Source organism: Enterovibrio makurazakiensis (genome assembly GCF_050336585.1).
Taxonomy (GTDB): domain Bacteria; phylum Pseudomonadota; class Gammaproteobacteria; order Enterobacterales; family Vibrionaceae; genus Enterovibrio; species Enterovibrio gelatinilyticus.
Map to the genome: position 1 here is coordinate 1 of NZ_JAKJSE010000020.1, position 25,756 is coordinate 25,756.

18 protein-coding genes are annotated in these 25,756 nt (G+C 46.1%); 7 read left to right on the top strand and 11 right to left on the bottom strand.

Going from position 1 to position 25,756, the window contains the following annotated elements:
• Window positions 1-194: 194 nt before the first annotated feature.
• The 5 genes from L4D06_RS15595 to L4D06_RS15615 form a co-directional block, all read right to left on the bottom strand.
• Complete coding sequence (locus tag L4D06_RS15595; RefSeq protein WP_429740345.1) at window positions 195-1,400, bottom strand: hypothetical protein; 1,206 nt, start codon at window positions 1,398-1,400, stop codon at window positions 195-197.
• Window positions 1,385-5,149 carry a LysM peptidoglycan-binding domain-containing protein gene (locus L4D06_RS15600; protein WP_429740346.1) on the bottom strand — a complete coding sequence of 1,255 codons (3,765 nt, stop codon included), beginning with the start codon at window positions 5,147-5,149 and terminating at the stop codon, window positions 1,385-1,387. The genes L4D06_RS15595 and L4D06_RS15600 overlap by 16 nt, the downstream gene beginning before the upstream one ends.
• Window positions 5,150-5,153: 4 nt before the next feature.
• Window positions 5,154-5,717 carry a DUF4123 domain-containing protein gene (locus L4D06_RS15605; RefSeq protein ID WP_429740347.1) on the bottom strand — a complete coding sequence of 188 codons (564 nt, stop codon included), beginning with the start codon at window positions 5,715-5,717 and terminating at the stop codon, window positions 5,154-5,156.
• Window positions 5,718-7,829, bottom strand: a complete 2,112-nt coding sequence (locus L4D06_RS15610; RefSeq protein ID WP_429740348.1) for a type VI secretion system Vgr family protein — start codon at window positions 7,827-7,829, stop codon at window positions 5,718-5,720.
• Window positions 7,830-7,967: 138 nt separating this feature from the next.
• The gene (locus L4D06_RS15615; RefSeq protein ID WP_017007402.1) at window positions 7,968-8,486 is read right to left on the bottom strand and encodes an Hcp family type VI secretion system effector; all 519 of its coding nucleotides are present in this window, start codon (window positions 8,484-8,486) and stop codon (window positions 7,968-7,970) included.
• 330 nt (window positions 8,487-8,816) lie between these two features.
• On the opposite strand from L4D06_RS15615, the gene L4D06_RS15620 reads away from it, so the two are divergent.
• The 3 genes from L4D06_RS15620 (at window position 8,817) to galM (ending at window position 10,929) form a co-directional block, all read left to right on the top strand.
• A complete protein-coding gene (locus L4D06_RS15620) occupies window positions 8,817-9,344 on the top strand; it encodes a DUF4395 domain-containing protein (protein ID WP_274165347.1) in 528 nt (175 codons plus the stop codon).
• A gap of 153 nt (window positions 9,345-9,497) precedes the next feature.
• Complete coding sequence (locus L4D06_RS15625) at window positions 9,498-9,713, top strand: DUF3820 family protein (protein WP_274165346.1); 216 nt, start codon at window positions 9,498-9,500, stop codon at window positions 9,711-9,713.
• Between the two features lie 151 nt (window positions 9,714-9,864).
• Complete coding sequence (galM, locus tag L4D06_RS15630; RefSeq protein ID WP_420791229.1) at window positions 9,865-10,929, top strand: galactose-1-epimerase; 1,065 nt, start codon at window positions 9,865-9,867, stop codon at window positions 10,927-10,929.
• A gap of 126 nt (window positions 10,930-11,055) precedes the next feature.
• Here the strand turns inward: galM and L4D06_RS15635 are convergent, their stop codons facing one another.
• Both L4D06_RS15635 and L4D06_RS15640 read right to left on the bottom strand, forming a co-directional pair.
• Complete coding sequence (locus tag L4D06_RS15635; RefSeq protein WP_274165345.1) at window positions 11,056-12,027, bottom strand: nucleoside hydrolase; 972 nt, start codon at window positions 12,025-12,027, stop codon at window positions 11,056-11,058.
• Window positions 12,028-12,243: 216 nt separating this feature from the next.
• Window positions 12,244-12,810, bottom strand: a complete 567-nt coding sequence (locus tag L4D06_RS15640) for a pyridoxamine 5'-phosphate oxidase family protein (RefSeq protein ID WP_274165344.1) — start codon at window positions 12,808-12,810, stop codon at window positions 12,244-12,246.
• A 161-nt stretch (window positions 12,811-12,971) separates the two neighbouring features.
• Between L4D06_RS15640 and L4D06_RS15645 the strand changes: the two genes are divergently transcribed.
• The 3 genes from L4D06_RS15645 (at window position 12,972) to L4D06_RS15655 (ending at window position 16,715) form a co-directional block, all read left to right on the top strand.
• Window positions 12,972-14,177, top strand: a complete 1,206-nt coding sequence (locus L4D06_RS15645) for an iron-containing alcohol dehydrogenase (protein WP_429740349.1) — start codon at window positions 12,972-12,974, stop codon at window positions 14,175-14,177.
• 150 nt (window positions 14,178-14,327) lie between these two features.
• Complete coding sequence (locus L4D06_RS15650) at window positions 14,328-15,713, top strand: DEAD/DEAH box helicase (protein ID WP_429740350.1); 1,386 nt, start codon at window positions 14,328-14,330, stop codon at window positions 15,711-15,713.
• Window positions 15,714-16,139: 426 nt separating this feature from the next.
• Window positions 16,140-16,715, top strand: coding sequence for a hypothetical protein (locus tag L4D06_RS15655; protein ID WP_274165341.1), 576 nt, complete (start codon window positions 16,140-16,142; stop codon window positions 16,713-16,715).
• Window positions 16,716-17,054: 339 nt separating this feature from the next.
• On the opposite strand, the gene yegD is transcribed toward L4D06_RS15655, so the two are convergent.
• Window positions 17,055-18,407, bottom strand: a complete 1,353-nt coding sequence (yegD, locus tag L4D06_RS15660; protein ID WP_429740351.1) for a molecular chaperone — start codon at window positions 18,405-18,407, stop codon at window positions 17,055-17,057.
• Window positions 18,408-18,975: 568 nt separating this feature from the next.
• Between yegD and L4D06_RS15665 the strand changes: the two genes are divergently transcribed.
• Window positions 18,976-19,728: an HAD-IA family hydrolase gene (locus L4D06_RS15665; RefSeq protein WP_274165339.1), complete on the top strand. Its 753-nt coding sequence runs from the start codon at window positions 18,976-18,978 to the stop codon at window positions 19,726-19,728.
• Between the two features lie 106 nt (window positions 19,729-19,834).
• Here L4D06_RS15665 and opgC read toward each other — a convergent pair whose 3' ends face one another.
• The 3 genes from opgC to L4D06_RS15680 all read right to left on the bottom strand — a co-directional run bounded on the left by opgC (window position 19,835) and on the right by L4D06_RS15680 (window position 25,645).
• Entirely contained in the window at window positions 19,835-21,409 is a 1,575-nt protein-coding gene (gene opgC, locus L4D06_RS15670; protein ID WP_429740352.1) for an OpgC domain-containing protein, read from the bottom strand.
• A gap of 230 nt (window positions 21,410-21,639) precedes the next feature.
• Complete coding sequence (locus L4D06_RS15675) at window positions 21,640-23,754, bottom strand: methyl-accepting chemotaxis protein (protein ID WP_429740353.1); 2,115 nt, start codon at window positions 23,752-23,754, stop codon at window positions 21,640-21,642.
• A 367-nt stretch (window positions 23,755-24,121) separates the two neighbouring features.
• Window positions 24,122-25,645: an FMN-binding glutamate synthase family protein gene (locus tag L4D06_RS15680; protein ID WP_274165336.1), complete on the bottom strand. Its 1,524-nt coding sequence runs from the start codon at window positions 25,643-25,645 to the stop codon at window positions 24,122-24,124.
• Window positions 25,646-25,756 lie beyond the last annotated feature (111 nt).

Sequence of the window (25,756 nt, forward strand, 5' to 3'; positions counted from 1 at the left end):
CCATTTCGAAGGATTTGAATGTTAAATTACCTAAAGATTATGACGAAAGCGCCTTAGCCTGTTTGTCGTTTATCGCCGACCACAAGCCAGCCCATGATAGGGTGCTGGCGGTGTTCAATGGGATTAAGGGGAAGTTGTTGGGGTGAGCTGAATTCGTCGTCTGTACTCAAGGATTTAAGTCAAGACGACGATGATTAGAGAATATCAGTTTGGTTTTCATCGAGGTAGATGACTGGCGTTAATGTTTTCTGCAGCTCTTTGGAAACTTCACGTGCTTTTTCAAGCTCCGAGTCATCTAAGAATTTCAGATTGAACTCGTTTGTTATGACATATTCATATCTCTGAAATTGTCTACCATAATCAAAGCTACTGTCACTACGGTTAAAATCATCAACCATTGCCCATGCTGCTCCTTGCACCAGCGCTGATCTATTTAATTCAGCTTTTCTAGCAAATGCAGGTCCATATTTATATACTTTACTGAACAGGGTTAATGTCCGTAGGATTTGGCCATCAGTATAGTCTTCGTCAATAACTGCATTTTCACCATTGCTTGCAAAATATAAATTTAGATTAATAGCATATGCATCATTATTTTTTGCTGCTAGCTTATACAGGTTTTTTAAAATTTTTCTGTTCTTTTCAGACAAGACTTGAGTATTGTCATCTGTATCACTGCTGCTTACCCAAATGGGGTAGCTGTAGCTTTGACGATATAGACTTGCTAGCTCCATGAGCGGATAATAATAATGATCCTTTACACCATCAACAGCCGCTTTTGCCAGAACGTTAAAACTTTCTTCGCTTACAGCCGTTCTGTTACCACCTTTTAACATCACATCATGGTGAAAAAGAGCATATCCAGCTCTGGCATCACCAGTCTCAGCCAATTTTTTCAGTATGACTCTACCCTTTTCTCCCCATTCTTCACTGCAGTGATATCCTATGTATTGAGTACATTCAATGTCTCTACTGTCTAATCTAATTGCCGCGTATGGGTTGCCGAGTTTGGCTGATTTTGTAAACAATTCGCCTGCAGTACCCCCTGAATATATACTTTGTCCGTAGGTGATTTCTGCTAACCAAAACATGGCTTCTGAATCGCCTTTTTCTACTAGAGGTGCTAGTAGAGCTTCCGCTTTCTCTTTTTTGCCATATTGAATGGCTAGAAGAGGAACATACAGTGGATCTTCTGGGCGATATCGGCTTGCGGAATAGGGATCACTATTCACCTTGTTGTCGTCTAAATATGAAGATAGTTGCTCTTGTAGAAAACTTGGACCTTCGGCAATTTTTCGCTGAAAGCCACTGGGGTAGCTTTCAATTGCAATGTATGTGGCAATAAGAATAAATACGCCCATAAAAATATGCTTTCTTTTAATAGTCATAAAATTTCCCATTTTTTCTCTTTCCAGCTAGGAGCGTTTTTTATTTTTTCTGATAACTCACTGTAGTCCTCCCGGGAAAACTCTCTATATAGAACGACATCTTTCACAATTGCCATATGGCTTTTTTCATTCACATACAGGTTCATTCTCGAGCACAATTTAGGAGCTAATGAATTGAAGTTTCTCTTTACATCTTCTGCACTTTCTTTTGATTCTACATTTAGCCCCACTGTATCAAGGTTGGAAATGAAATCAGCTAATGTACTCCAGCCTTCTGCAAATCGTCGGCATCTCTCAAGACGACTTTGCGCGCTTTCCAAATTGCCCTCCATTAGTATCAAAGATTTTTCAAACTGAGAGCACCTTGTATCTTTGTCCTTGTCATCTTTAGGGTAGATCCACTCCATAATTTTCACGATAGCCTGAGCTTTTAACACCTCATTTTTAAGCACTTTGACATCTTTCTCTAAGAACTCTGGTACATAGCTGGTATTGGGAGCTGCTCGCCAGGTGTCATACTTTTTATTACTCAAGCTGAGAAACAATCTGGACAGTGTTTCAGGTGGCAAATTCTTCACCCATGTTTCCACTTTTGAGCTTGGTCTTTCGACGATGTGCTTCGCTATCATGGGGGCATAATCTTCTTCAAGTATACTCTGAAGATAATCATTGTAAGTTTTGGTTGGCAGTAGCAAGACTTCAGCGAAAGTTAAACCGAGTGCCATGGCAACGGTAAGAACTTGATTGAGTTCTTCAAAATCTTTGTTGTTGCCAGCTACATCGATATCACCTAGCACTTCGACATATTTAAATCCGCTCTCTTTTAATATGCCGAGTAGACAATCAACAACCCTATCAGCATTAACAGGGTTCACTTTGATTGCGACTTTTCCGCTTACGCCAGGGCCACAAACGAGCCTTGCTGCGGTGATCAGGAAAAATTGCCCATTGTGAAAACCAATTCGTAATTCGCCCGAAAAACCAATACCGTAGTTCACGGCAATTTGTCCTGAAATACTGCCGAGTTCAATGAATTCAGAATTATGTTTTTTACCGTTAACTTGTACGACAGGAGGAAGCCACGACACTTCGGTTGAGCCGATGCCGCCTGCTTCCACTCCCGCAAACACGTCTACGCTGGCTCCTGCTTGCGCTGATACACCTTGAGGTATTGTTGAAGTGTTCATGTCCCGAGTACGTATTGTGTGTCCCCCTTCTACGTGTGCATTGTAATCAGGGGCTTTGAAGGCTTTACCTTTGACGCCAATGTGACCTGGCTGCGTTTCCGAAGGGCCGAAAGCGAGGTTGCCGGAGAGCATACAGCTGGCCCCAGCAACGCCATAAATTTTTGTGGAAAGCTTGAGTCTGAAATGCCCCGCATCGTACATTTTGCTTTCTGGTTTTTTACTCTTATCAGGTTGAGCTACGTAGGAGATTTTTAAATGATATCCCTCTTGTTTAGGAAGATACGTAGCAAATGATATTTCGCCACTGAGAAGTGTTAGCTTAACTTTGGCTGATGTTTCTCCCGTGAGAGACATATTAGTGTTTAGACCGTTAATCTCGCTACCCGGTAAGTTTAAATCTCCACTGCGGCTGACCGTTAACCTTAAAAACTGTGCTTGCGCGTTGGCTATATATGCTGACGATTTACCCTTTGGTCCAATACCATCTTGCCAATGGTAACTGTCTTCCCAAAAAGCCCTATCAAAATCCTTCACTTGTGCACTTAAGTTTAAAGGTTTCGTCACGAAATCATTTTTTGCATCTGGTGCTGTAATTAAGCCTTTACCTATGTCTTTTAGTGCGTCTTTCAACGTGGTTCCAGGCGAGTCCTTACTCACCGTTGGATCTGCTAGTGTGATACTTTCAGTGATGTCCTTGACATGCCCTAAATGTGATTTGTTAGCGGATGATTTAGGGATTAGCCAACTTGGACCGCGTATCCATTTGACTTCACCATCAGACAGTAAGCTGCACTCGACGGCTTGAAGGTCAGCAGCACCAGCGTCATTTTTAAATATGCCTCTTTTCATTTCTGTTGGAGCGTATTGTTTTTCATCCCAGATGAGATGAAGACTCTTCGGCATATTATCGAGTAACAGTATGTTTTTAATATCACCTGAAATAGCTCTTTTCTCGGCGACTTTCTTGAGCTTATTAATTCTGTTGATGGCAATTTTTTTAATTGTTATTAGTTCATTGAAAATGCCAGGCACAGTTTGGTTGCCATTCAGAATCGAACCCAACGCAGACATGTGTTTTTCTAAGGTAACATCAATCACTCGCAAAAGAGCTATTGTAGGATAATAGGCCCACGCTATATCGTCAGAAGCCCGCTGGATACTGTCTTGGGCGATTTCTCCATTTGTCGTATACATACTAAGCTCAAGAAGTATTGCCTTTCTCAATTCGGCTTCTTCTTTAAGTCCTTTTTCATCAAGTGCCGCTGCTTTGACACCAAACATTAGGTTGTCATTTTCGCGCCATTTCCCGAAAGCACTGTCTGAGCCAGATAGTGCCTTAGGGCCTTGATGGATGAGCAATGAACCTTCTAGTTCATCAAAGGTCAGACATTGCTCCTTAATGACATAGCCGTGTCTGTTTAACTCTCTTAGTGCGTTAGTAAAAGTGATAGCATAAGTAGCTTCTGGTGGTATTGGTTCAGCGTTTCCTTTTGCTAGTTGTTTCAGTGCTGCATTGGAGTCATGTACATTCTCGTGCCAGAACTTATTTAGTTTAGCGAGTGCCTCTTCATGAGGTGTCAAAGCAAGCTCTACGTCAGTCTTGGGACGGTGCTTGACGATCAATTTAATTCGGTCAGTTACCGTTTTCTGCTTTTCACTCGTAAAATATCGACGCTCTTTATCCCAAATGAATTTGGTGCCGTCTTTAGAAGTTACAGTCTTTGCGTTTTTAATTGCTTTTTCTTTTAACTCTTCAATGTTTTCACTGAGGTGATCTACGACACCGTGAAATACTGATAATCTCGCTCTTTCCATTAGCTGAGCTTGTTTCTCTTTTTCACTGATTTCTTCGATTAAATCCGTAGACTCAAGAAAGTATTGTACAGCGATAGCACCTAAGTGATAATCCAAAATAAATTGTTTAAATTGCCCCCAAAATACGTGTCTACCGAGCAGTTTGCCATAATCTAGATTTTCTTGCTCAGCAACCCTAATAATGAAACCGTCTTGGCCTCCATGTTCATAGAGTTTTGCAGCACCTGAATTTATTGTGCTTATCAGCCACTCCAGATGACGAAGTCTTATTCCTTCATCATCAGTAAGAAATGCTTCATGTGGTTTAGCTTCAAATTTCGACAGAATTCCTAGATTGTTTAAATTTTGGAGTGATGTATCGCGATTGTCTGCAACCATGGCTTCTGCAAGTAACGACATTTCTTTTTTGATCGCCTCTTTAGCCACATCGGTAACGGCATACCACCTTTTTTCGCCATCTTTCGTTTCTGGGTGAGACGGAACATACAGAATGTCCACGAACTCTGGGGTGCTAGAGCCACAAAGGTCATCACCACAAGCATTGGTTTTTGGAGGATCTGGAAGAGGTATTCTTTCTCCTGTTTTAAGCGGAATAGGAGCGGCTTCGTTACCAGGCAGCTTGATGGTGTCGCCTGCAAAAATAAGATCGACATTTTCAATCTGGTCGCTATTGAGGTTTGCGATATCTTTTACTTTTACACCAAATTTTTGAGCAATAAGAATTAGGCAGTCACCTTCCTTGATTTTATAGTCTGACATATCGTTAAACTAACTCCGTAAAAACTTGCGAATGAAGGCGAAGAGGAGAAAGTGCTGCTTTAGCATTTTCTGTGTTATCACGCTTTGTTGATGTAATTGAGAGTAAAGATGACGTTGTATCGAACCAAGCTATGGAAGAGAAAGGACCTAAAATAGTATCAAGATCTCTCTTACTGATATCGCTTGAATGCATGTGCCAAAAAGTTGATGAGTAGTATCTAAAGTAGGTCGGATATTCTTCAACGACGACCGTAAGCAACGCGCGCAAGTGCTCGGTAAGTTGATCGTTTTCGATTTGTGTTTTTGCTTTTAGAAAGATACAACTCGAAGAAAATACTTCGTCTTCTATTAAACGAGCTTTGAGTGCTACCGTAGCTTCAACCGGAGAGGCTATCGGAGATACTTCATTTAAGTGTCCAAAAGCAGGGCTATTCAATAAGGTAATGACATCCGCTTTTGGTTCATGTTGGTACAAAAACATTTTGATGTCAGGTACTCGAATGGGATCCGCCACTATCCAATAGCTATGACCACCATTTTGGAAGAAATTTTCTTGTGAAACCTCCATTTAGCTTCTCCCTAAACAAGGACAGTCTGAACGAGGGCAACTACCGTCAGGTCTTTTCTGGCACATTTTTGCCATAGGGCGATCGGATATGGATAGATACGTAAAAGCATCTGGAGAGATAAGTTTTGGATCAGTTGCGTATTGAGTCGCGCTAAAAAGTATTTTCTCTGCTTCATCCGGCGCTTTCGGCGCAGTTACCCCTCCCGGCAACATCGGCATTGCCCCACCAAACCCAGAACCAGAACCTGCGCTTCCGCCTGAGTTGATATTAATAACGGAGCCGACGATGTGAACGCCTGCGGGGTCGATCTTCACGAAGTTGCCGCCGACTTTAAGGGTGACTTCGGTGTAGGCTTCTAGCACCGATTTGTGACCACTCTTTAAATGGATTTCTGAGCCTGCTTCGTTAAGGAAACTGTCGCCGGCTTTGATGTGCAGGGAGCTGTCGGTGACGATGGTTTTGTCACCTTTGATGTGCTCTTTGCTTTGCCCGTCTACCGTCAGGTGGTCATCCACTTTGATGTGCGAAAACCGCTCGTTCTCCACATCCAAATGCAAGTCATGTTTGATGTTGTCTTTGCGGTCATTTTCGACCAGCAAGTTCATGTCCTTTTGGGCATGCACGTAGATTTCTTCTTGTCCTGCTTGGTCCTCGAAACGCAACTCGTTAAAGCCTTCCCCCTGATGGGTTTCGGTGCGAAGGACGGTACGGGTTTTGTTGGCCGGCAGCGGGTAGGGCGGTACATTGGTCGCGTGATAGGTGCGGCCAGTAATAATCGGTTGGTCAGGGTCACCTTCAAGGAAGGACACAATCACTTCATGGCCGATGCGGGGTATTGCCATCATCCCGTATTGGCCGCCCGCCCAGCCTTGGGAGACACGGACCCAACAACTTGATGCATCATCACTGTTGCCGTAGCGGTCCCACGGGAACTGCACTTTCACTCGCCCGTGCTCATCACAGAAAATTTCTTCGCCCGCAGGGCCAGTGACTATCGCTATTTGTGGACCATGCACACAGGGTTTGGCTTCTGGACAGGGGCGCCAAGGGCGATGGCCCGGAATGACCGAAAACGTATTGTGGAACGAGGTCATGCCTTCGCCGCCATGCTCTTCTAGTGCTTGAGGCTGGGTGCCTTCACAATGCAGGGTGACCACAATCCAATCACGGTTGGTGGTGTCGTCAGGGTGATCCTCAAGGTTAAATACCATGCCCACATCCACCTGCATGATGTTGCTGGAGGCTGTCGCGGTTAACGCATCACTGCGAAGGTGTTCTAAGCGGTATTGGGTAAATGGCTTGCCCGCTGCATCGCTTTTGAAGCGACCCGGGTAGTCATAGTGTTCATAGGTGCCGCGCTGGAAACTCATTTCTGTGCCAGCTCTGTCGTGCAAAAAACCGTAAGCCGGTTTCTTAAAACTGTAATCTTTCAGCTGAGCTGAAGAAGGGCGCGTTTGTGCTGAAAACTGCCAACCTTTTACAAAGGCTTCATCACTCTTACCGCCGACATTGGCGTTGTAAGGGAATGCTTGCCCTGAGGCGGTTAAGGTCTGGGTATCATCAGAAAATAAGACCGTGTGCTTGTCTTTGTCATGCAAGAAGCAATAGAAAATGCCTTCTTCTGCCGCTAAACGCTGAAGGAAATCCAAATCCGTCTCTCGGTACTGGACGCAATACTCACGGACTTGGGGTTGCCCTGAAATGGAAAAGGCATAGTCATCAATACCCATCTCTTGTAATAGGATACTCATGATTTCAGGGGCAGATTGCTGCTGGAAAATGCGGCTGTTATGACGAAGTGATAAGCGAGACAGCGCTGGTACCATCTCAAGGGCATATCGGGTGTGGCTGAAACCCGTGTCACCGCGAGTAAAGCGGCGCACAATGCCGTGAAAGCGTTGTTCAAGCTCGCCATTGTTCCACAGCATGAGGGTGACATTGCGGTCAACAATCTCGTCTTGAGAGACAGAATCATTGCGACTGGCCAGTTTGACCTGATACAAAAAAGGCGTAGAGAGTGCAGACTCTCCCGAGAATTCGATCACCGCAAAGGTGTCGTCAGGTAAGCCTTCAACAGCAAGAGTAAATTGGAGACCGCTTTCCGTAGCCATAAACCATCCCAGCAAGACCCTGTGTGGTCAGAGTCGATATATCAATAAGATCAGGTCGTCAAGCGTCATGGCTTGACGACAAAACCCGCCCAGAAGGCGGGTTGGTCACAAAGGGCTTACGCCCCTTGCGAAGAAGCCTTAGGCTTCAATTGGCGCACGCCAGTCATCAGCACCCGAAGTACCAGCGACAGTGTGTTCCCAGTCAATCTTGCGGTATGCCACAGACACGGTCACCAGTTGGGTGAACTCTTTTTTGTTTGCGTCCTGACAATGAGGCATTTGGCAATCGATATCGATGATGGTGCTGTCAGTGAGGATGGTTGAGAAGAAGTGCTCTTGTTTACCTTCCACAGACGTGCGGTACCACTTCAGTTCAATTTTTGGCAGCATTTCGCCWGAYGCKAGGGAGTTGTACATCAGCGGTACGGCTTTGTTCAGTGCSACAGTGAACTTGAACGGCTTATGCACGCGTTGGCCTGAAGGCTGGCCGCTTTGCGGGTCAGTCGGTACGGTTACAATGTGGTCAAAGGCTTGAACCAGCATTTGGTCTTCGTGGCCTTCGACGTAGATGTTACCGACAGAGTCAGCAGTGAACGCACCAGCAGTGATGTTGCCCTGAGTTTTGCCTTCGATGGCGATATAACATGGAGTTGGCATTGCGATGTCCTTATGCATTAGATACCGACCAAAAAGGCAGGTATAGACGTTAGTTTTGATTACAACGAAAGAGATAACGCAAGGGGTGTGCCAACTATATGTCTTAATTAAAACAATGACTTATGAATCCTCGTGGAGGTGGAGAGCAAGAAGTTGCTTAAATGCTGGGCGAAAAATTGCTCGCTGAGCAAGAATTGGCCGAGTTTTGAACATAAAGGGTTATACCTAAATAACCTGAAATTCCGGATCTTCAGGTTGTTTGGGTATATCAATTCAAAATTACATTCAGGGTATAGACTAATAGAAAGGTTCAGGGATGAGGATCAATCTGTGCGCACAGAAGAGCAAAAACAATACCATACCTTTCTTACAACACCTTTGCTGGCGATGGGGCAGGACATTTCAGGTGAAGGCGACCTAAGAATTGATGAAACGGCGACTCGTGCCAGAGCGGGTTTACTCAATATCCTTTCTGCCGTCACTATGTTCATTTTAGTCGTTCGCCCTGAGTGGGACCCTGTTCTCTATGTTGGCCCGTATGTAATTTTTGATATGACGATGGCCGCCTTGTTTGGGCTTACACCACTCAGTCCTAGCGGTGTGTTGGGCACGGCGATCACCATGAAAATTAAGCCAGTTTGGAAGCCTATAAAACCAAAACGATTTGCTTGGATTTTGGGCGCAACGATGGGGTTCACCTGTTTGGCATTCCGATTGCTCGATTTCTCTAGTGTATGGCTGTTTTCGGTTTTAGGTATGTGTTTCATGCTGACATGGCTTGAGGCGGTTCTGGGTTTTTGTGTGGGGTGTTGGATGCATAGCAAACTCTTTGGCTGTGAGGTGTGCAAGACAGAATGAATCACCCAGTGATTCGGTAAATGTCATGACAGCGGGTAAAACAATAAGAGCGCCAGCAAGACGAGTTTATGTCGTTCTGCTGGTTTTTTCGGATCTGAACTCCGTAAACCTATACACTGCCCTCTTGTTTCCCCGTTTCAAAGCGTAGAACCCATGCTAGAAAAAGAAAATATGCTCAAACTTGCTCGAATGAAAATGCCGTTTGGTAAATACGCAGGAAGGGTGCTTATCGATTTGCCAGAAGAATACCTACTATGGTTCGAAAGACAGGGATTTCCGAGTGGAGAGCTTGGCAAGCTGATGGCGCTTTGTCTTACTTTGAAAATTGAAGGGTTAGATGAGATTGTGAAACCGTTGAAGAACATGTAACGCCATATAAGTTCTCATTATCAGTCGCTCCAGCTGAGGTGAAATCGTTTACATTTGTGGGTGATGATCACGAAATTGGGACTTAACTGCTTGATAAAATGTATCGCTATTGCCATTAATCATTGAGTTCTTGATGCAAATGAGAGAAGAAATGTTACCCCATCTTTCCCACATTCATGCTGCAATGACGTCGCATCCTGCTGCGGACAATCGCCTTGCGACGGTTGTGCACCTTCAAAATGCGGGAGGGATGACAGCATCATTCATGGATATGGGGGCGACGTGGCTTAGTGCAAATTTGCCAGTGGGTAGCGAGCGCCGTGAGGTGCTGCTTCGCTCTCTTGATATGCAAGCGCATTTGGAGCAAAGCGCTTACTTTGGTTCGATTGTTGGTCGGTATGCGAATCGTATTAAAGGCAGTCGTTTTTCGTTGAATGGTATCGAGTATATTTTGGCCTCGAATGAAGGCAAGAATACCTTGCATGGAGGGCCAAAGGGATTTGACACTTTGCGTTGGGAAATTGTTTTCAAGGCGCAGCAACAGGTGACCTTTCAATTGAACTCCCGTGATGGTGATCAAGGCTTCCCCGGTAACTTTAACGTGACAGTGACTTACACCCTGACGGATGACAATGCTGTAGAAATTCGATATGAAGGGCTGTGTGATGCCGATTGTCCGATCAGTTTGACCAACCACGCCTACTTCAACCTTGATGGGGAGAGCAGCGGTGCTAAGTGTCTTGACCATTCGCTGCAACTGCGCGCAAGCCATTACTTGCCAACACGCGATGATATGACGCCAAAGAGTGAATGGCTGAGCGTGATGGGTACAACGTTTGATTTCAACACCTCAAAAAATGTTGGTCGTGACTTCTTGCAAGGTGATGATCAAGTGACGGCAGGCGGGTATGACCATGCTTTCATCCTGGAGAGTGCGTGTTGCGATGGAAAAGCAGTCGTGGCCTTGGTTAGAGCGCAAGACGAAGTTGTCTCTATGGCAGTGAGCACCACCAAACCATCAATTCAATTTTACTCTGGAAATTTCCTTGATGGCTCTTCGGGTGCAAGCCATGCGTATGACAAATATGAAGGTTTGGCACTGGAGACGCAATATCTTCCCGATGGCCCTAATCAACCGCAATGGGGCACCTTATGCGGCATCCAAAAAGCGAATGTGCCATATCAACACCTGACGCGTTATCAGTTCATTTTTTGATGTGCTTGCACACCCATGATTCTCTATTTTTCGTGAAGAGAAAAAGCAAACCCCAAGACGAAAGCTATCCGTTTTGGGGTTTGGAGAGGTGATAGATCGATTGCCTTGTTCAGCCCTGTCGACGAATCAAGATTCACGATTACCGTATTGGGTCATCGAATCCAAGTACACATCGAGTACTGCCTGATCGTTAACCGCAATGGCAACTTGTTGTGGTCTCTTCTCGGCCCATTCATCGGTTTTGTGCTTGGTGGGTTTGTGTTTTTGTATGGTCAAACCTTCAGCGGGGCCGTCACAGACTACTCGGATTGGACCTTTGCGAAGCGTAAATAAAGATGGGTCGATGACATAAGCGATGGCGGAAGGGTCGTGAACAAAACAGCCATCAACATCCATACGAGATTTGTAAAAATCTAAGTAGAAGCGGCTAATATCCCACATAAATTCACCCACCTCACCGCAAGTATCTCTAAGTGTGTCGATGTAATCCGTTGAGAAGAAGGTTTCATGAGTCACATCGAGGCCAATCACGGTGACAGGCCAGTCAGCAGTAAAAACGATATCAGCGGCATGCGGATCATCATGCACATTGGCTTCTGCAAACGGCGTGACATTGCCTGTGTGATCATGCGTACCAAACGCTCCGCCCATGATCACCACTTCTTTTACCAAGTCACCGATCTCTGGGGCTTGGGTGATAGCCATTGCCAAATTAGTCAGCGGACCAACAGCCACCAGTGTGATTTCTTTTGGTGCCGCTTTCACAGTATCAATGATGTATTGATGAGCGGGTCGAGGATCTGCTGCGATGGTTGGCGCGTCCAACGCAATATCACCAAACCCATTCTCTCCGTGAACAGCGGTGCTAGCACCAACGGGATCACGTAGCAAAGGTTTGCTCACCCCTTTGGCGACATCACAGTTCATGCCAAAACGTTGTTTGAGGTAGAGTGCGTTGCGCGTGCTGGTTTCAATATCAGCGTTGCCAAATACCGTTGTAAGAGCAACCAAATCTACGTTTGGATTTGCTTCCGCAAACAGTATGGCCATTGCGTCGTCGATACCTGGGTCGGTATCAAGGATAATTTTTGTTTTCATTTTGAATGTACCTAGCTCTGCATATGCCTTGAGTATACTGCCAAAGCAAATTGAATCTGTTGGCATTTATTATGAGAAACATCAACAAACAGAACAAAAAGCGAAACGGATTGACCTGTTGATCGAGAAGGGTGAAATGAGAGGGACAACAATGGTTCTACCCCCTCAGTTTTCTATGTGCCTATGCGTCTATGCGTCTATGCGTCTATGCGAACGTTACTCTTCGACTTTTAAGCCTGACTTCTCTGCGATCTGCGACTCAAAGCCATCCAAGCTGGTTTGGTTTTTCTTAAGCCAGTACTTCTGAATACCTTGCTCTCCTTGTCTAGTTGACCACTTTTCCAGTTCGTGACGATCGCCTTCGTAGCTAAAAAAGGGAACTGACATGCCGCATGATGCTTGCACTAAATCGATATCTAACAGGAATATTTGACGTGATGCGATGCTCTCGGGAAACAAAGAGATATAGATTTCCCACTCAGGATCGTTGCGGTGAATCGCACGTGCATGACCGTAGGCACGGAGAATGAGTGGCGAGCCTTCGAAGGCACAAAACATCACCGTCATGCGAGGTTCTTGTAACACATGTGCCGCTGATTCATTTCCGCTGCCTGTTAAGTTGAGCCATGCCAGTGTTTTATGGTCGATCACGCGAAGAGAGTCGCCACCTTTGGGCGAAATATTCACTGTGCCAGTCGGCGCTGCCGTACCAACAAAGTACATTTTTTGCTGTTCGATAAACGTTATCTGCTTTTCGTTGAGCGATTTGGTGGTTTGCCCCATGGTCTTCCTCTGACGTGTGGTGATTGAAGTCACGAGTATATCAGGTGGTTATTAGTTAACCATCCACCGTGATGAATCGCTGTTTTTGAAAGGAAAAAGCTAGATACCACCTCGTACGTTGCCTAGGCTGTAACTACAGTCAATCTGAGGTGTCGAACATAATGGGTCAATCGTCTTTGTTTTTCTTTAAAGGGTATATGAAAGCGCTGAAAGTCGCTGCTAGCGTGATCCCTATCCCTCGACCAACATTGTTTGCTGGCGCAGATAGCACAGAACAGATGTGTGAAGCGATTGGTTTGATGAATCTCGGTAAATTACTGATTGTGACTGACCAGCCGTTAGTGGATGTGGGTATTGTTGAAAAAGTGGAAGACCACCTGTCACAGTGCGGTGTGAGCTTCGTTCGCTATGCCAATGTGAAGCCCGACCCAACCTACCCAATGGCAGAAGAAGGCCGAGAGATCTATCTGCGCGAACAATGCGCCGGTATTTTAGCGATCGGTGGGGGATCCCCCATGGACTGCGCAAAAGTGATTGCGGCGCGAGTGACAAACAAAAAATCGATTCGTCGGCTATCGGGTATTTTGAAAGTGTGGCGAACGCCAGCGCCACTGTTTGTTATTCCTACCACTGCTGGCACGGGTTCTGAAGTGACGGTTGCCGCAGTGATATCAGACCCATTTTCCCATCAAAAAACACCGTTGATGGACCCGAAATTGGTGCCAATGATGGCAGCGCTCGATCCTGTCTTGATGACAGGGCTTCCACCTCAGGTGACTGCGGCGACGGGTATGGATGCATTGACGCACGCGGTTGAAGCTTACTTGTCTGTGAATGCCACCTCGGAAACCGATGGTTATGCTAACGCGGCCATTACGCTCATCAGTCAAAATCTTGTTTCCGCCTATAAAGATGGTCAATCGTTGAAGGTGCGGCTCAATATGGCAATGGCGTCTTACTATGCAGGGCTCGCGTTCACCAAAGCCAGTCTAGGGTACACACATGCTATTGCACACAATCTTGGCGCGAGATATGGCACGCCTCATGGTGTTGCCAATGCGCTGGTATTGCCGCATGTGTTGAGGTTCTCTCAACCGAATGCAACGCCACGCATGGCAAACCTGGCTAAGATGGTCAATGTTGGCGATGAGGGATGGGATGAAGCCACCAATGCAGTCGCGTTTGTTGACTATGTGGTGTCGTTACAAGATGTGCTTGGTTTACCTAAAACGCTGGTCGACATCCAAGCGTCAGATGTGCCATTGATTGCTAAAAATGCCATTCAAGAAACGAAATGGAACTACCCCGTCCCGCGTTATGCGACTCAACAAGAATGTGAGCAAATCATCGAGAAAATCATGGTGTAAGCGATGTTCCCTGAGCGGTACTTTTGTGGTGTAGAAGTCCGTGAATAGACATTGCTCTGTTTTTCAAATCACTCGTGCTAGAATGCGCGCCCTTTGTGGTGGTGTTATCTGCCATACTTGTTGTCATTTCTTTTTACGCCGAGATTTCTCATGCCATTCTCCAAGCTGGGCTTAAGCCTGCCGATTGTTTCTGCTGTCACTGAACTTGGGTATCAAACCCCAACGTCGATTCAGGAAAAAGCCATTCCAGTGATCTTACGTGGTGAGAACCTGCTTGCTGCGGCACAAACAGGTACTGGCAAAACGGCGAGTTTTGTATTGCCTATTTTAGAGATGCTAAAAGGCGGCGAAACTCAGCGTAAAAAGCGTGTACGTGCATTGATCCTAGCTCCGACTCGAGAGTTGGTGGCGCAGGTAGAAAAGAATGCCGAGCAGTATGCTAAGAACTTGTCGTTGACCACGATGGCAATGTATGGCGGTAAAGAAATCGCTGCGCAAAAACAGCGCCTGATTGAAGGCGTTGATATTTTGGTGGCAACGCCTGGGCGCTTGTTGGACATGTATGCGCAGCGCGCCGTCCACTTTGATGAAATTGAAATTTTGGTGTTGGATGAAGCTGACCGCATGCTGGACATGGGTTTTATCGAAGACATTAACAAGATCATCGAACGTTTGCCTGTTGAACGCCAGAACCTGCTTTTCTCAGCCACCTTGTCGGACAAAATTCGCTGGTTGGCGAAAACAGCGGTGCCAAACCCCGTTGAAATTTCAACCGCGAGCTCTCAAAGCAAAGCCGAGATCCAGCAATGGTTGACCACCGTTGATAAAGACAGAAAATCAGCGCTACTTAGCCATCTCATTACCGAGCAACAGTGGGATCAGGCGTTAATTTTTTTGGAAACCAAACACGGTGCCGCTAAGTTGGTAGAACAGCTTGGTAAACGAGGCATTGCGGCTGAGTCTTTCCATAGTGGTCGCAGCCAAGCGGTGCGTGAGCAGTTGTTGGAAGATTTCAAAGCTGGTGACCTGAAATTCCTTGTAGCGACGGGTGTTGCATCACGCGGTATTGATATTGAAGAGCTGACTCGCGTAGTGAACTATGATTTGCCGTTCCCTGCGGACGACTATATTCACCGCATTGGACGTACGGGACGTGCGGGTGCGAAAGGCGAAGCGATCACTTTCTTGTCGAAAGATGACTTCAAAAACCTATGTATGATTGAGAGCCGTTTAGGGCATTTGATTGAGCGTCGAGAAATTGAAGGCTTTGAACCTCGCAAGCCAGTGCCAATTTCTGTGCTGAATTATCAGCCAAAGAATAAGCCAAAACCAAAGGCCAAAAGTGAGCGATCTGAACAACGTGATGGTCGCAGTGAGAACACATTCTCTGGCCCATTAAAAAGCCGTTCAAACGATGCCAAGCGTTCGTCGGGTGATAAGCGCCGTTCTGATAGCAAACCGGCTTCGCGTCCAGTACGTTCAGATTCCGGTCGCACTTCCCCTTGGGATACGGTGAAGCCGCGCTCTGGCCGATAAGTCAGCAGCCAACGATTCGCTGCGCTAAATATTCTGAAAATTGCATTGATAGAAAGTCCGCTTCGGCGGGCTTTTTTTATGTCTGTTACCTACGATATTCACATACACCAAAGAGCAGGAGAAAGTGAAAGTTACCTTTGCTTATGTTGTCGTATGAAGGGTTGATGTCACGGTGACAAACAATAATGATAAACATTTTGTTGCGCATGTGCTTGGTCACCCAAGAATCAAACGAATAACGTGAACCCAAAGAAGGGTTGGTTTATGTTAATAATATGAAAATCAATGTGGTGTATCGCTGTTGTTTATTGGCAGGTTGAATGTCCGTGTTGGTGGAAGAGCGACCAAGAGGGTCGTGATTTATAGGGATAGTATGATGTCCCCTTGTTTTTCAGCTACATCATTAAAGGGAATTTAGGTGGCCGATTGAGACAAATAACGTACGTATTGACGGCAACCGTGCTCGTTGGCTGTGTGAGTGCCCCTCTAGATTGGGTGGCATTGAACGGTGCAGAGTTAACGCAGAGTGACGTGATAGGTATTGAAGGCCAGTGCGAGGCCGATCAAAACACGCAGATCGAGAATAGCAATTTAGGAGAATTTGATGCCTGTATGCTGTCCTACGGACTTATTCGGCAAGACGCCATTTATGACGCTGCTCCCTATCTTGTGAAAGCCGCTGCGGTGCGCCTTAGTCGCAATCTACCCGCAATGGTTGATGAGGACACTCGCTTAGATTCGGTGACCCATGAAGGGCGTACGTTGCGCTTGAATCACACCATTGTCGATGATGTTGCCGACAACATTAATATTTCTTACTTTCTGCAAGTCGTTCCTCCTCTTGTTGCTAATAATGCCTGTAGAGCGCGCTCGACTGTTCTGCTTTTTGAGAATGATGTTGTTTTTCGTTACAGCTACTTTGATGCCTTAGGTGCGAAAATTACGCAATTCGATGTAAAACACTCAGATTGCCATGACAATACGTCTGCCAGTGCGCCTTAGCTCTTGAATATTGTTTTCTCAGTAGGCTGATTAGCGATGAGAATTTTAGAAGTGTGCCGCACAAAATGGCACTCTTCGCGCTATTTTTTGCTCACTGTGTCATAAATTACACTCCACTCAATAGTAGCCACTTTGAGAGGAGTTTTTTATCAGCAATCCACTGCCTTTTCTCGCTGATTTCAACGTGAGTGAAAAATCACCCGTTGAAAATTCGTCCTGATTGACGAGCGCCCGGCTGAATGCATCTCGATGAGATAACCTTCAGCACGGGTGGTTTCTTTTCTGCTTTTATTTCAACTTCCTGATGATTGGCTTGCTGCAATGAGCAAGCCGATTCAATTAAGCAAATTTTGTCGCCGCATGACGAGCAAGCCCCGACGTTACCGAGCCAAAATAGTCCCCAGCAACAATAGGTACACCAGGTAAGGTGGTTTCGAGTAAAGCACGTAAGATCGGTGACCTAGCACTGCCTCCGGTCATGAAGATGACTTCAGGCTTTGTTTCAGCTTGCGCCAGCGCTTCGGTGACCAATTCAGCGATTTTCGTCACTGGCTTGATAATGGCATCCGATAGTTGCGTCGAAGCTATATTAACTGCCAGTTCTTTACCTTGGATCGGCAATGTCACCCTTGCAGCTTGTTGCTCTGAGAGTAATATCTTAGCTTCTTCTGCGCTGCGAACGATCTGATAGCCAAGCGTGTCGCGATGGACTTTGATTAAGCGCTCAATCTTCTCTGGCTCGGTGGCATCGCGCATCAGTTGTTGGAGAGCTTTTCTGTTTGCAGAAGCGTAAAAGTCAGATTGCGCTGCTACGTTGTTAATGGCAATGGGGTTCCAAAACTGCGTGACAGGCATTTCAATGCCACGTTGCAGTGTTGAACCTTTGCCAAACAACGGCATCAGTTGTTCGAATGCTAAATGGATATCGAGATCGTTACCGCCAACGCGACAGCCCGAGTGCGCTAGTAATGATGCTTGTCGATCGTCTTGGTTTATCCAGCTTGGGCCCATTTGAATCAAGCTGCAATCGGTTGTACCACCACCAATATCGACAACCAAAACGGTGCGGTCTTGGGTTAATGTGCTTTCATATTCCAAGCCAGCAGCCACTGGCTCAAATTGGAACAGAACATCTTTAAAGCCAGCACGTTTTGCTGCGGCAGTGAGAATAGATTCGGCTTGTTGGTTCGCTTTCTCGCCACCACTCCCTTGAAAGTTAACAGGGCGACCAATCACGGCTTGCGTAATATCATCTTGAAGGTCGGATTCAGCTTGCTGTTTGATGTTAGACATCATGGCGCAAACGAGATCTTCAAAGAAGCTCACCTGCACATCGCGCAGCCCAGTCGCGCCAAGAAACGATTTTGGCGATTTAACGTAGTAAACCTCTTCAGGATCTTCTAAATAGGTGGCAAGTGCCGATCGCCCGAAACGCAAATCACCTGACTCTACATCAATGCCTTCTTCGCGATTAAATGCAACAGCACGGCGTAATAACTGCTCACCGACTTGATCGCTAGGTTTGATATCAAAGTGACGCCAAAGATACTCGCTCACCGCTTCACGTGTTGGTGCGCAAAGTGTTGAGGGGATAAAAGGGCTGTCGCCTTCTAAAGAAAGCAAGCGCGGTGCGCCATTCTCAATGACAGCCACAGAACAGTTAGCGGTTCCGTAATCGAAGCCGATAAACATTAGAACTCTCCTGCGTCAAAAAAGTCGGTCAGTTTACGTGAATAGGAAATCATAACAAGCAACTAAACGTAATTATTGATGGTGAAATTGTCGTTTTTTGATGTTTTTTGCCGTTGATTGAAGCCAATCAGCATCATGACTAAGAGGTTGAGTCTGAACGTCACAACCTGAGCAATAAAATGGAAAGAGAAGAGGCTGAACTGACCAACGAAGGGTGTCTTTAAACTGTTGGCTTTTTGTTCAATAAAACAAAAAAAGCGAAATATTTTTCTTATTGATATTGAATGCGTTAGCCGTTTGCGAAAGATCGATTCAACAACAATCAATAAGATAGATATCATGCGGTAAGCGTCGTTAATTTGCTTTTCCCTCCACTCTGCTAAATTAGTAAGACAACGTTATTTTTTATTGGCTGCTGCCTTTTCCTATCGTAGCCCTAACGTTCCTGTTGACCTAAAACTGTGCATTCGAAACGTATTTCTCTTCCAGATAGGGCTAACCCTTACTGCGCAAGCCTAAGTGCATTAAAGGCTGCGTTCTTCAACTAATCATGACCTTGGAGTGACCTATGTTGCCAGCAACAGAGGTGAAAGCCGTTGTTTTTGAATTGGATGGTACCCTGGTTGATACTGCCGAAGACGTCTGTATGGCAGCGAAAGAAATGCTGGCAGATTTGCATCTGCCCAGCTTAAACACTGAGCTCGTTCGTGACTGGATCGGCGATGGAACAGACAGGTTGGTTCATCGTATTTTGTCTCGCAAGATTGACGGCGTGGTGCCCGACTCACTCTTTCGAATTGGAAGCGCACTATTTTTGAAAGCCTATCAACGGCGTAACCATGCGGCTGCGGAGTTGTATCCCGGCGTGGAGGCGTGTTTACGTCAACTTACACGGAAAAATGTCCCAATGGTGGTGGTGACGAATCAGGCCACGTCGTTGGCGAATGACATATTGATTCGTTTGGGAATTCGAAATCACTTTGCTTTGGTGCTTGGTCGAGACGCGCTTCAGGAGCCCAAGCCTTCTCCTGACGGTTTATTAGAAGCAGCATTGTTGCTTCAATTAAACCCTGATGAATTGATGGTGGTAGGAGGCAGTGTGAATGATGTGAATGCTGCACGAGCGGCAGGATGTCCTGTTGTGTGTGTGAGCTATGGGTTTAATTATGGTGTTGATATTCGCTATTCGGCGCCAGACGAAGTGTTGGACTCCCTTGCTTCGTTTCCTGCCTACTTGAATAAAGGTTTGTCGAAGCCAGCAAAAACCAAGCTCGGTAAGTCTGGGCTTGCCCCAAAACTGGCTAAACCGATAAACCGATAAACCGATAAACCGATAACACAGGCGCGTTCATCTTCCGAAATGTCTAAAGAGAAGCGCTGGTTGGCGCTTCTCTTTTGTCTGTTTTTTTCTGAAACTGCTGGAGGCACTAATACATATTCACCATATGGATCGTCTTGGCCTGCGTCTTGTTATGAGAGAACTTTATCATGTCAAAGGTTGGAGGACCTTGAAGAATCGGGTTGTTACTGAAGCCAAACCCTTCCGATGGAAAGCCGCTAGCGTTTAACGACAGCATCATGTTTTTGTCTAAATCCTGAAATACCAAGATGGCGTAGTCTCCAGACTGTATCGGTGCTAGCGTAACACCATTGCGCATTTGCTCTGTGGTATAAGTTCCGAAATGCTCGCTCGGTGCGCCCGTTAAATCATCGGCGTCTGTATATATCAGAAGTATCATGTCGGCATCGTCTTCTTTGATATCTTTAACTGTGACAGTCAGAGGGTAGCTTTGATTAACGTCCAATACTTCTGTAATGGCTGGAGAGGCGTCCTGTCTGGTACTCACAAAACTCGCGGTCAGAATTAAAGCAAATGTGGACGCGAGTAGAGCAGTTTTTGGCAGTGTGTTTGATGCTTTATTTCGACTGTCCTGCCACCACGCTACCACCCATAGCGTCGCGGTGCAGGCTAAAACCAGAGCAGTGTAGTAAGGAGAAAGCCTGACCGAATTTAAGAATGGCGCACAGGCGAAAATCAGTACGGTTTGCCATGTGAACACCTGAAGCGAGTATTGACCGACATAGCCAAGCGGTTTGAATACTAGAGCATTGGGAGCTGTGCGAATAACTACAGCGATGAGGTAAATCCAAGCGGCAAGATTCAGTAGTCGTAGCCAACCTAATTCGGGTTTATCTGCGAGGTTATAAAGCACACCCTGATGAATACCCCATGACAGAAAAGCACCGTGGTGTGCTGCAAACATGCCAATTGCAAACAAGCCCGCAATACCCGTTATGATGGGGTGATGCCAATTCAATGTACCTTGTCGCTGCTTGAAGCCTAGCGCTGCGCCTGAGACAAAGAGAAGCTGCCATGCAAAGGGGTCAAAGTAACCAAATTGCGCCTTGAAATTGGGTGCAACGGATGTAAGTAACGCAGATAGTGCAGATGAAGTAATGCTGCCACTAAAAGCCCAAACCACAACACTTCCAGCCAATACAAGCCATAAATACCCTTTTCGAAARGCGACTAGCACGAGCGGCAGGATCAACATGAACATGATATAGAGTGGTAAAATCTCTAAGAAATCGGGTTTGTTGATGAGTAAGGCACTCAGGGCAATCGTCGCAATAGGAGCTTCTAACAGATTATTGAAACTACTTCCAAGAGACGTGGCTGCAGAAGGAAAAGCAAAGATGCATAAGGAGAACCAGAGCATCACAATAAATAAACTGGCAATGTGATACTTGTAAATAGTGAAAGCACGGTTCAACACTTTTTGGGTTGTTTCACGGTTTGAATACTCACTGCGGCAGTACACCGCCCCTGCTAAAAGACCCGAGATAAAGACAAACCCTTCCGCAGCACCAAATTGACCCAAAGGTTGCAACGAGAAGTATTGAAGTACACTTCGACCACCGCTGATCCAAATCAGATGGTTGATGGTCATTAATACCAGCAGTAGCCCGCGAATACTGTCCAGTGCAGGTATCCTATTCATTGTCTTTCTCCTATCAATCCATTGCGAGAGATTCTATTGAAGGAAAAATCACGAAACATGATGGAAATTGCGGTTTCGAATGAAAAATAGTGGGTTTTAAAAGCAACTGTTAAATGGCTCTAAAAAGGAGAGAGATCGAGTGTGGGTTAAGTAAAAAGCACTCTCACCTGTATGTAATAACAAAAAGGGAGCACGAAGTGCCCCCTTTGGGTGTGTTCAGTAAGCGGGAATTAAACCGTGAAATGGCTGACCATTTTGTCGAGCGACTCTGCGGTTTCTTTCAGTTGGTGGTTACTGCTTTGTGATTGGTTTGCAGCGTTTGATAGTTCAGTTACCACTTGGCTGATTTCCACCAAATCTTGGCTGACTTGTTCGGATACCATGCTTTGCTGAATAGCAATGCTGGCAACTTCGGTATTCAGTAAAGAAATATTGTCCACTTCATCGGTCATTTGTGTCAGTTGAGCGGCGGCGTCATTGGCCAATTCTACGCAGCCTTGCGCACTTTGACTTCCAGAGTCCATCGCTTCTACGGCACTTTTAGCATCCACTTGAAGCTGAGTGATGAGGTCATAGATTTGTTGTGTTGATGACTGGGTACGCAGTGACAAAGAGCGAACTTCATCTGCTACGACCGCAAAGCCGCGACCATACTCTCCTGCTCGTGCGGCTTCAATAGCGGCATTTAACGCAAGTAAGTTGGTTTGGTCGGCAATACCTTTAATGACATCAATAATGCCATGAACGTTTTGGCTGTTTTCACCTAGGCGGGCGATAACACTAGACGCTTCCAAAATTTCAGTTTCTAGCTTCACGACAGCTTGCTGAACGTCAGACAGCATACGCTGACCTCGGGCTGCCGCATTCTGCGTAGTGGATGCTGCACTGGCGGCACTTTCTGCATGTTCCGCAACGGTTTGGGCTGTTGTGCTCATCTCTGTTGCAGCGGTCGCAACTTGATTCACCATTTGCATTTGACGGCTTACGCCTTCAAGCGTTTGTTGAGAAACCGCAGAAGATTGAATTGTGCTATCAGAAACCGCGTGGCTGGTGGTAATCACCTGTTTGATCACTTGTTGGGTTTGATCCAAGAAGGTGTTGCAGGCACGAGCAAGTTCGCCCGTTTCATCTGTCGCCTTTGCTTCTTCGGTCAGCCGACGAGTGAAATTGCCGTCTGCGACTTGAAGCATAAACTGCGAAGTACTTCGAAGTGGAGACGCGATACGACCTGCAATCATCCAAATCAGCGCGATGTTAATCAGCAATACGGTCACTCCCATCATGAGGGAAATTAGCGTTTGGTCGCGTTGATCTTCAATCGCTTGAGCTTGTAGTGCGATAACATTTTTGAGCACTAAGGTCTTGTCGAGTGTCACGACCAATGACCACGGTGCGGTGTCAGCATTAGGCTTCACTGGGATCATCGCGGTAATGCGTTGAGCATCGTCACTGATGAAACTCTGATAGCCATTGCGACCCAGTCGTGTTGACCATTGCATCGCATCACCACGCAGTGATTTGACTGATTTCCCCAACGCTTCGTCTTCGCTGTCTGCGGCGATAGTGCCGCGATCAGTAACCAACATGACGTGACTTTGGCCGCTATACAGACGCTGACTTAGCGATTCTGCCACTTGTGAGAGAGATTGGAGCGAAATATCCAGTCCTGTGATCCCGACAAATTGACCGTTAACCTTGATTGGAGATACCACGGAGGTAAGCAGGACATTCTGCCCGTTAACTGGATACACATACGGATCGAGTAGGCAGTTTCTGTTGCTGTCGCGGGAGCAAAGGTAATATTCGCCGATTCTAGCCCCGCCATCAACGCGGGATTCATCGGCATAACCTGTCAACGGCGCCAGTTGGAAGCGTCCAGAAACGTCGCGGGTCCAGTTGGGGATAAAACGTCCAGAACTGTCATGCCCGATCTGATTAGCGTAAAGGCTGTCTTTTCCATCCAATGCATTCGGTTCCCACGCGGAGAAAACCCCGAGCGCATTGTCGTTGCTGTTGAGCAAACCTTGTAGTTGATGGTTTAGGCTTGAACGGAGTGTGTCGCGAGTATTTGAATCGTTGTTACTTTTTATACGAGAGAAGTTTTCTGCCAGTAATGAGGTTTGAAGAAAACTGTCTGAAAGTTCGTCAGCTATGAGTTCAGCAGCGTTGCTGAGTTCTGCCTGCAACCCGTTGTTGAACATTTCCAGTAGCAATGCTTGATTTCGTTCATTCGACTGTGTTTGCAATTGCGTGGAAGAGTAGAGAGAAAAAGCGGTCATGGTGCTAATAGCAACGAGAGTGGCAATGCCAGTGAAGAGCGTGATTTTATGTTTTATGGACTTCATAAAGTGTGTCTTTAGGACCGTAAATTAAGGAACTAAATTAACCCATATTTCTACAAATGGAGGGTTTGTATCAACTAGGGCGTAAAAGGCGCGCAATATTCATTTAAGTTGTCAAAAATGTCCACATAATGATGACAAATAAATCCATGTATATAGATAAAAATGACTCATATGTTGGACGATAATGGATATTTGTTTACCTTTTAAAACTTTAATTTGATTTTCTTATTAAGGTAGGTGAAAAAATCGATTTCTATCTGCAGTGAGCCCTCTGTAGTGATCGTGTCAAACTCATGCGGGCAAGGGAGGTGATATGAGCGAATGTGTAAGCAACTTCGACCTCCACAAGGAGGCCGAGATGCAGTATTTACAGTGAGGAATTTTGGTATTGAGACTTTACGTTAGCGGGTGGGTGCATTTCGTCCAACGATTGTGGTAAGCCATGATCATTGATCATCTGGGCATGAAATCGTTTTAAGCGACGAGGCTCTTTTACACCACACGAATGCGCAATGACCCCGACTTCGTACATCATGTTTTTGGCGTAATGGGCCACACGCTCAGCTTTGTCCGTTACGACCAGCCCTTTTTGTAGTTTCGGATCATGGGTAGTGATGCCAGTAGGGCAGGTGTTTTTGTTGCATTGTAGTGCTTGAATACAACCGAGCGAAAACATAAAACCACGAGCCGATACGATGAAGTCGGCGCCAATACACATTGCCCAAGCGACTTCGGCAGGGTTGATGAGCTTGCCGGAGACGATCACTTTAATGCGTTGTTTCAGGCCATAACTGTTCAGAATGTCGACCAATAACGGCAGACTACGTTTGATAGGGAGCCCCATGTAATCCATGAGTGATTGTGGTGCAGCACCAGTTCCCCCATCTGCAGAGTCAAGCGTAATAAAGTCGGGGGCCGACTTTATACCTCGGGCATGAATCGCTTCCATTAAATCATCTAGCCAACCGTATGCACCAATCACTGCTTTGAAGCCCACTGGCTTTCCTGTGACTTCACGTACTCTGGCGATCATATCTAACAATTCATCAATGCTTTGAATGTCAGTGTGACCATTGGGGCTGATGGAATCTTGCCCTTCCGGTATGCCCCGAATGGCAGATATTTCTGCATTGACTTTGTTTCCAGGGAGAATGCCACCTTTACCTGGCTTCGCACCCTGACTCATTTTGATTTCGAACATACGGACTTGGTCGTGCGCCGCGATTTCTTTAAGCTTCTCATCACTGAGGTTGCCGTTTTCATCGCGTACGCCGTATTTAGCGGTGCCAATTTGAAATATGATGTCAGCGCCGCCTTCTAGGTGGTAAGGCGATAAACCGCCTTCACCGGTATTCATCCAAATTCCTGCTTTTTTAGCGCCTTTGGAAAGAGACAACACCGCAGGTACGCTCAGTGCACCGAAACTCATACCTGAAATGTTGAAGAAGCTTGACGTGGTAAAAGGCTTACGTGCGACGCTTTCGCCAATTGTCACTTCACTGGCTGGGGCTGTATCTTCTGTCAGTGTTGGAAACGGACAGTTAAGGAATATGATATCGCCTGGTTGATTCAGTGGTCGGGTTGAACCAAATGCAACGGTGCTATCTACGTTTTTGGCTGCTCGGTATACCCAACTGCGATGCGCACGATCAAAAGGGAGTTCTTCACGATCCTGTGCGAAAAAGTATTGGCGGAAGAATTCACCCATGTGTTCAAACCAGTAACGGAATCGCCCAATTACAGGATAGTTTCTGCGTATGGCCTGCTTGGTTTGGGTTACATCTCGAATATAAATGTAGATAATTGCTAATAGTCCGCAGCCGATAAAAAACACGAACAGTGCCGCGCTTATCTCGAGTATGCGTGACGCCCAATGGGTAACAACGTCCATTTTGTATCCTTCTTGGTTGATGCTAAAGCGTAACTAGGTCGCTTGATGAGATTGACTACCTCCAAAGACCGGACTGAGCAGGATAAGCTTTCTCATTTTATCGAGGGCCTC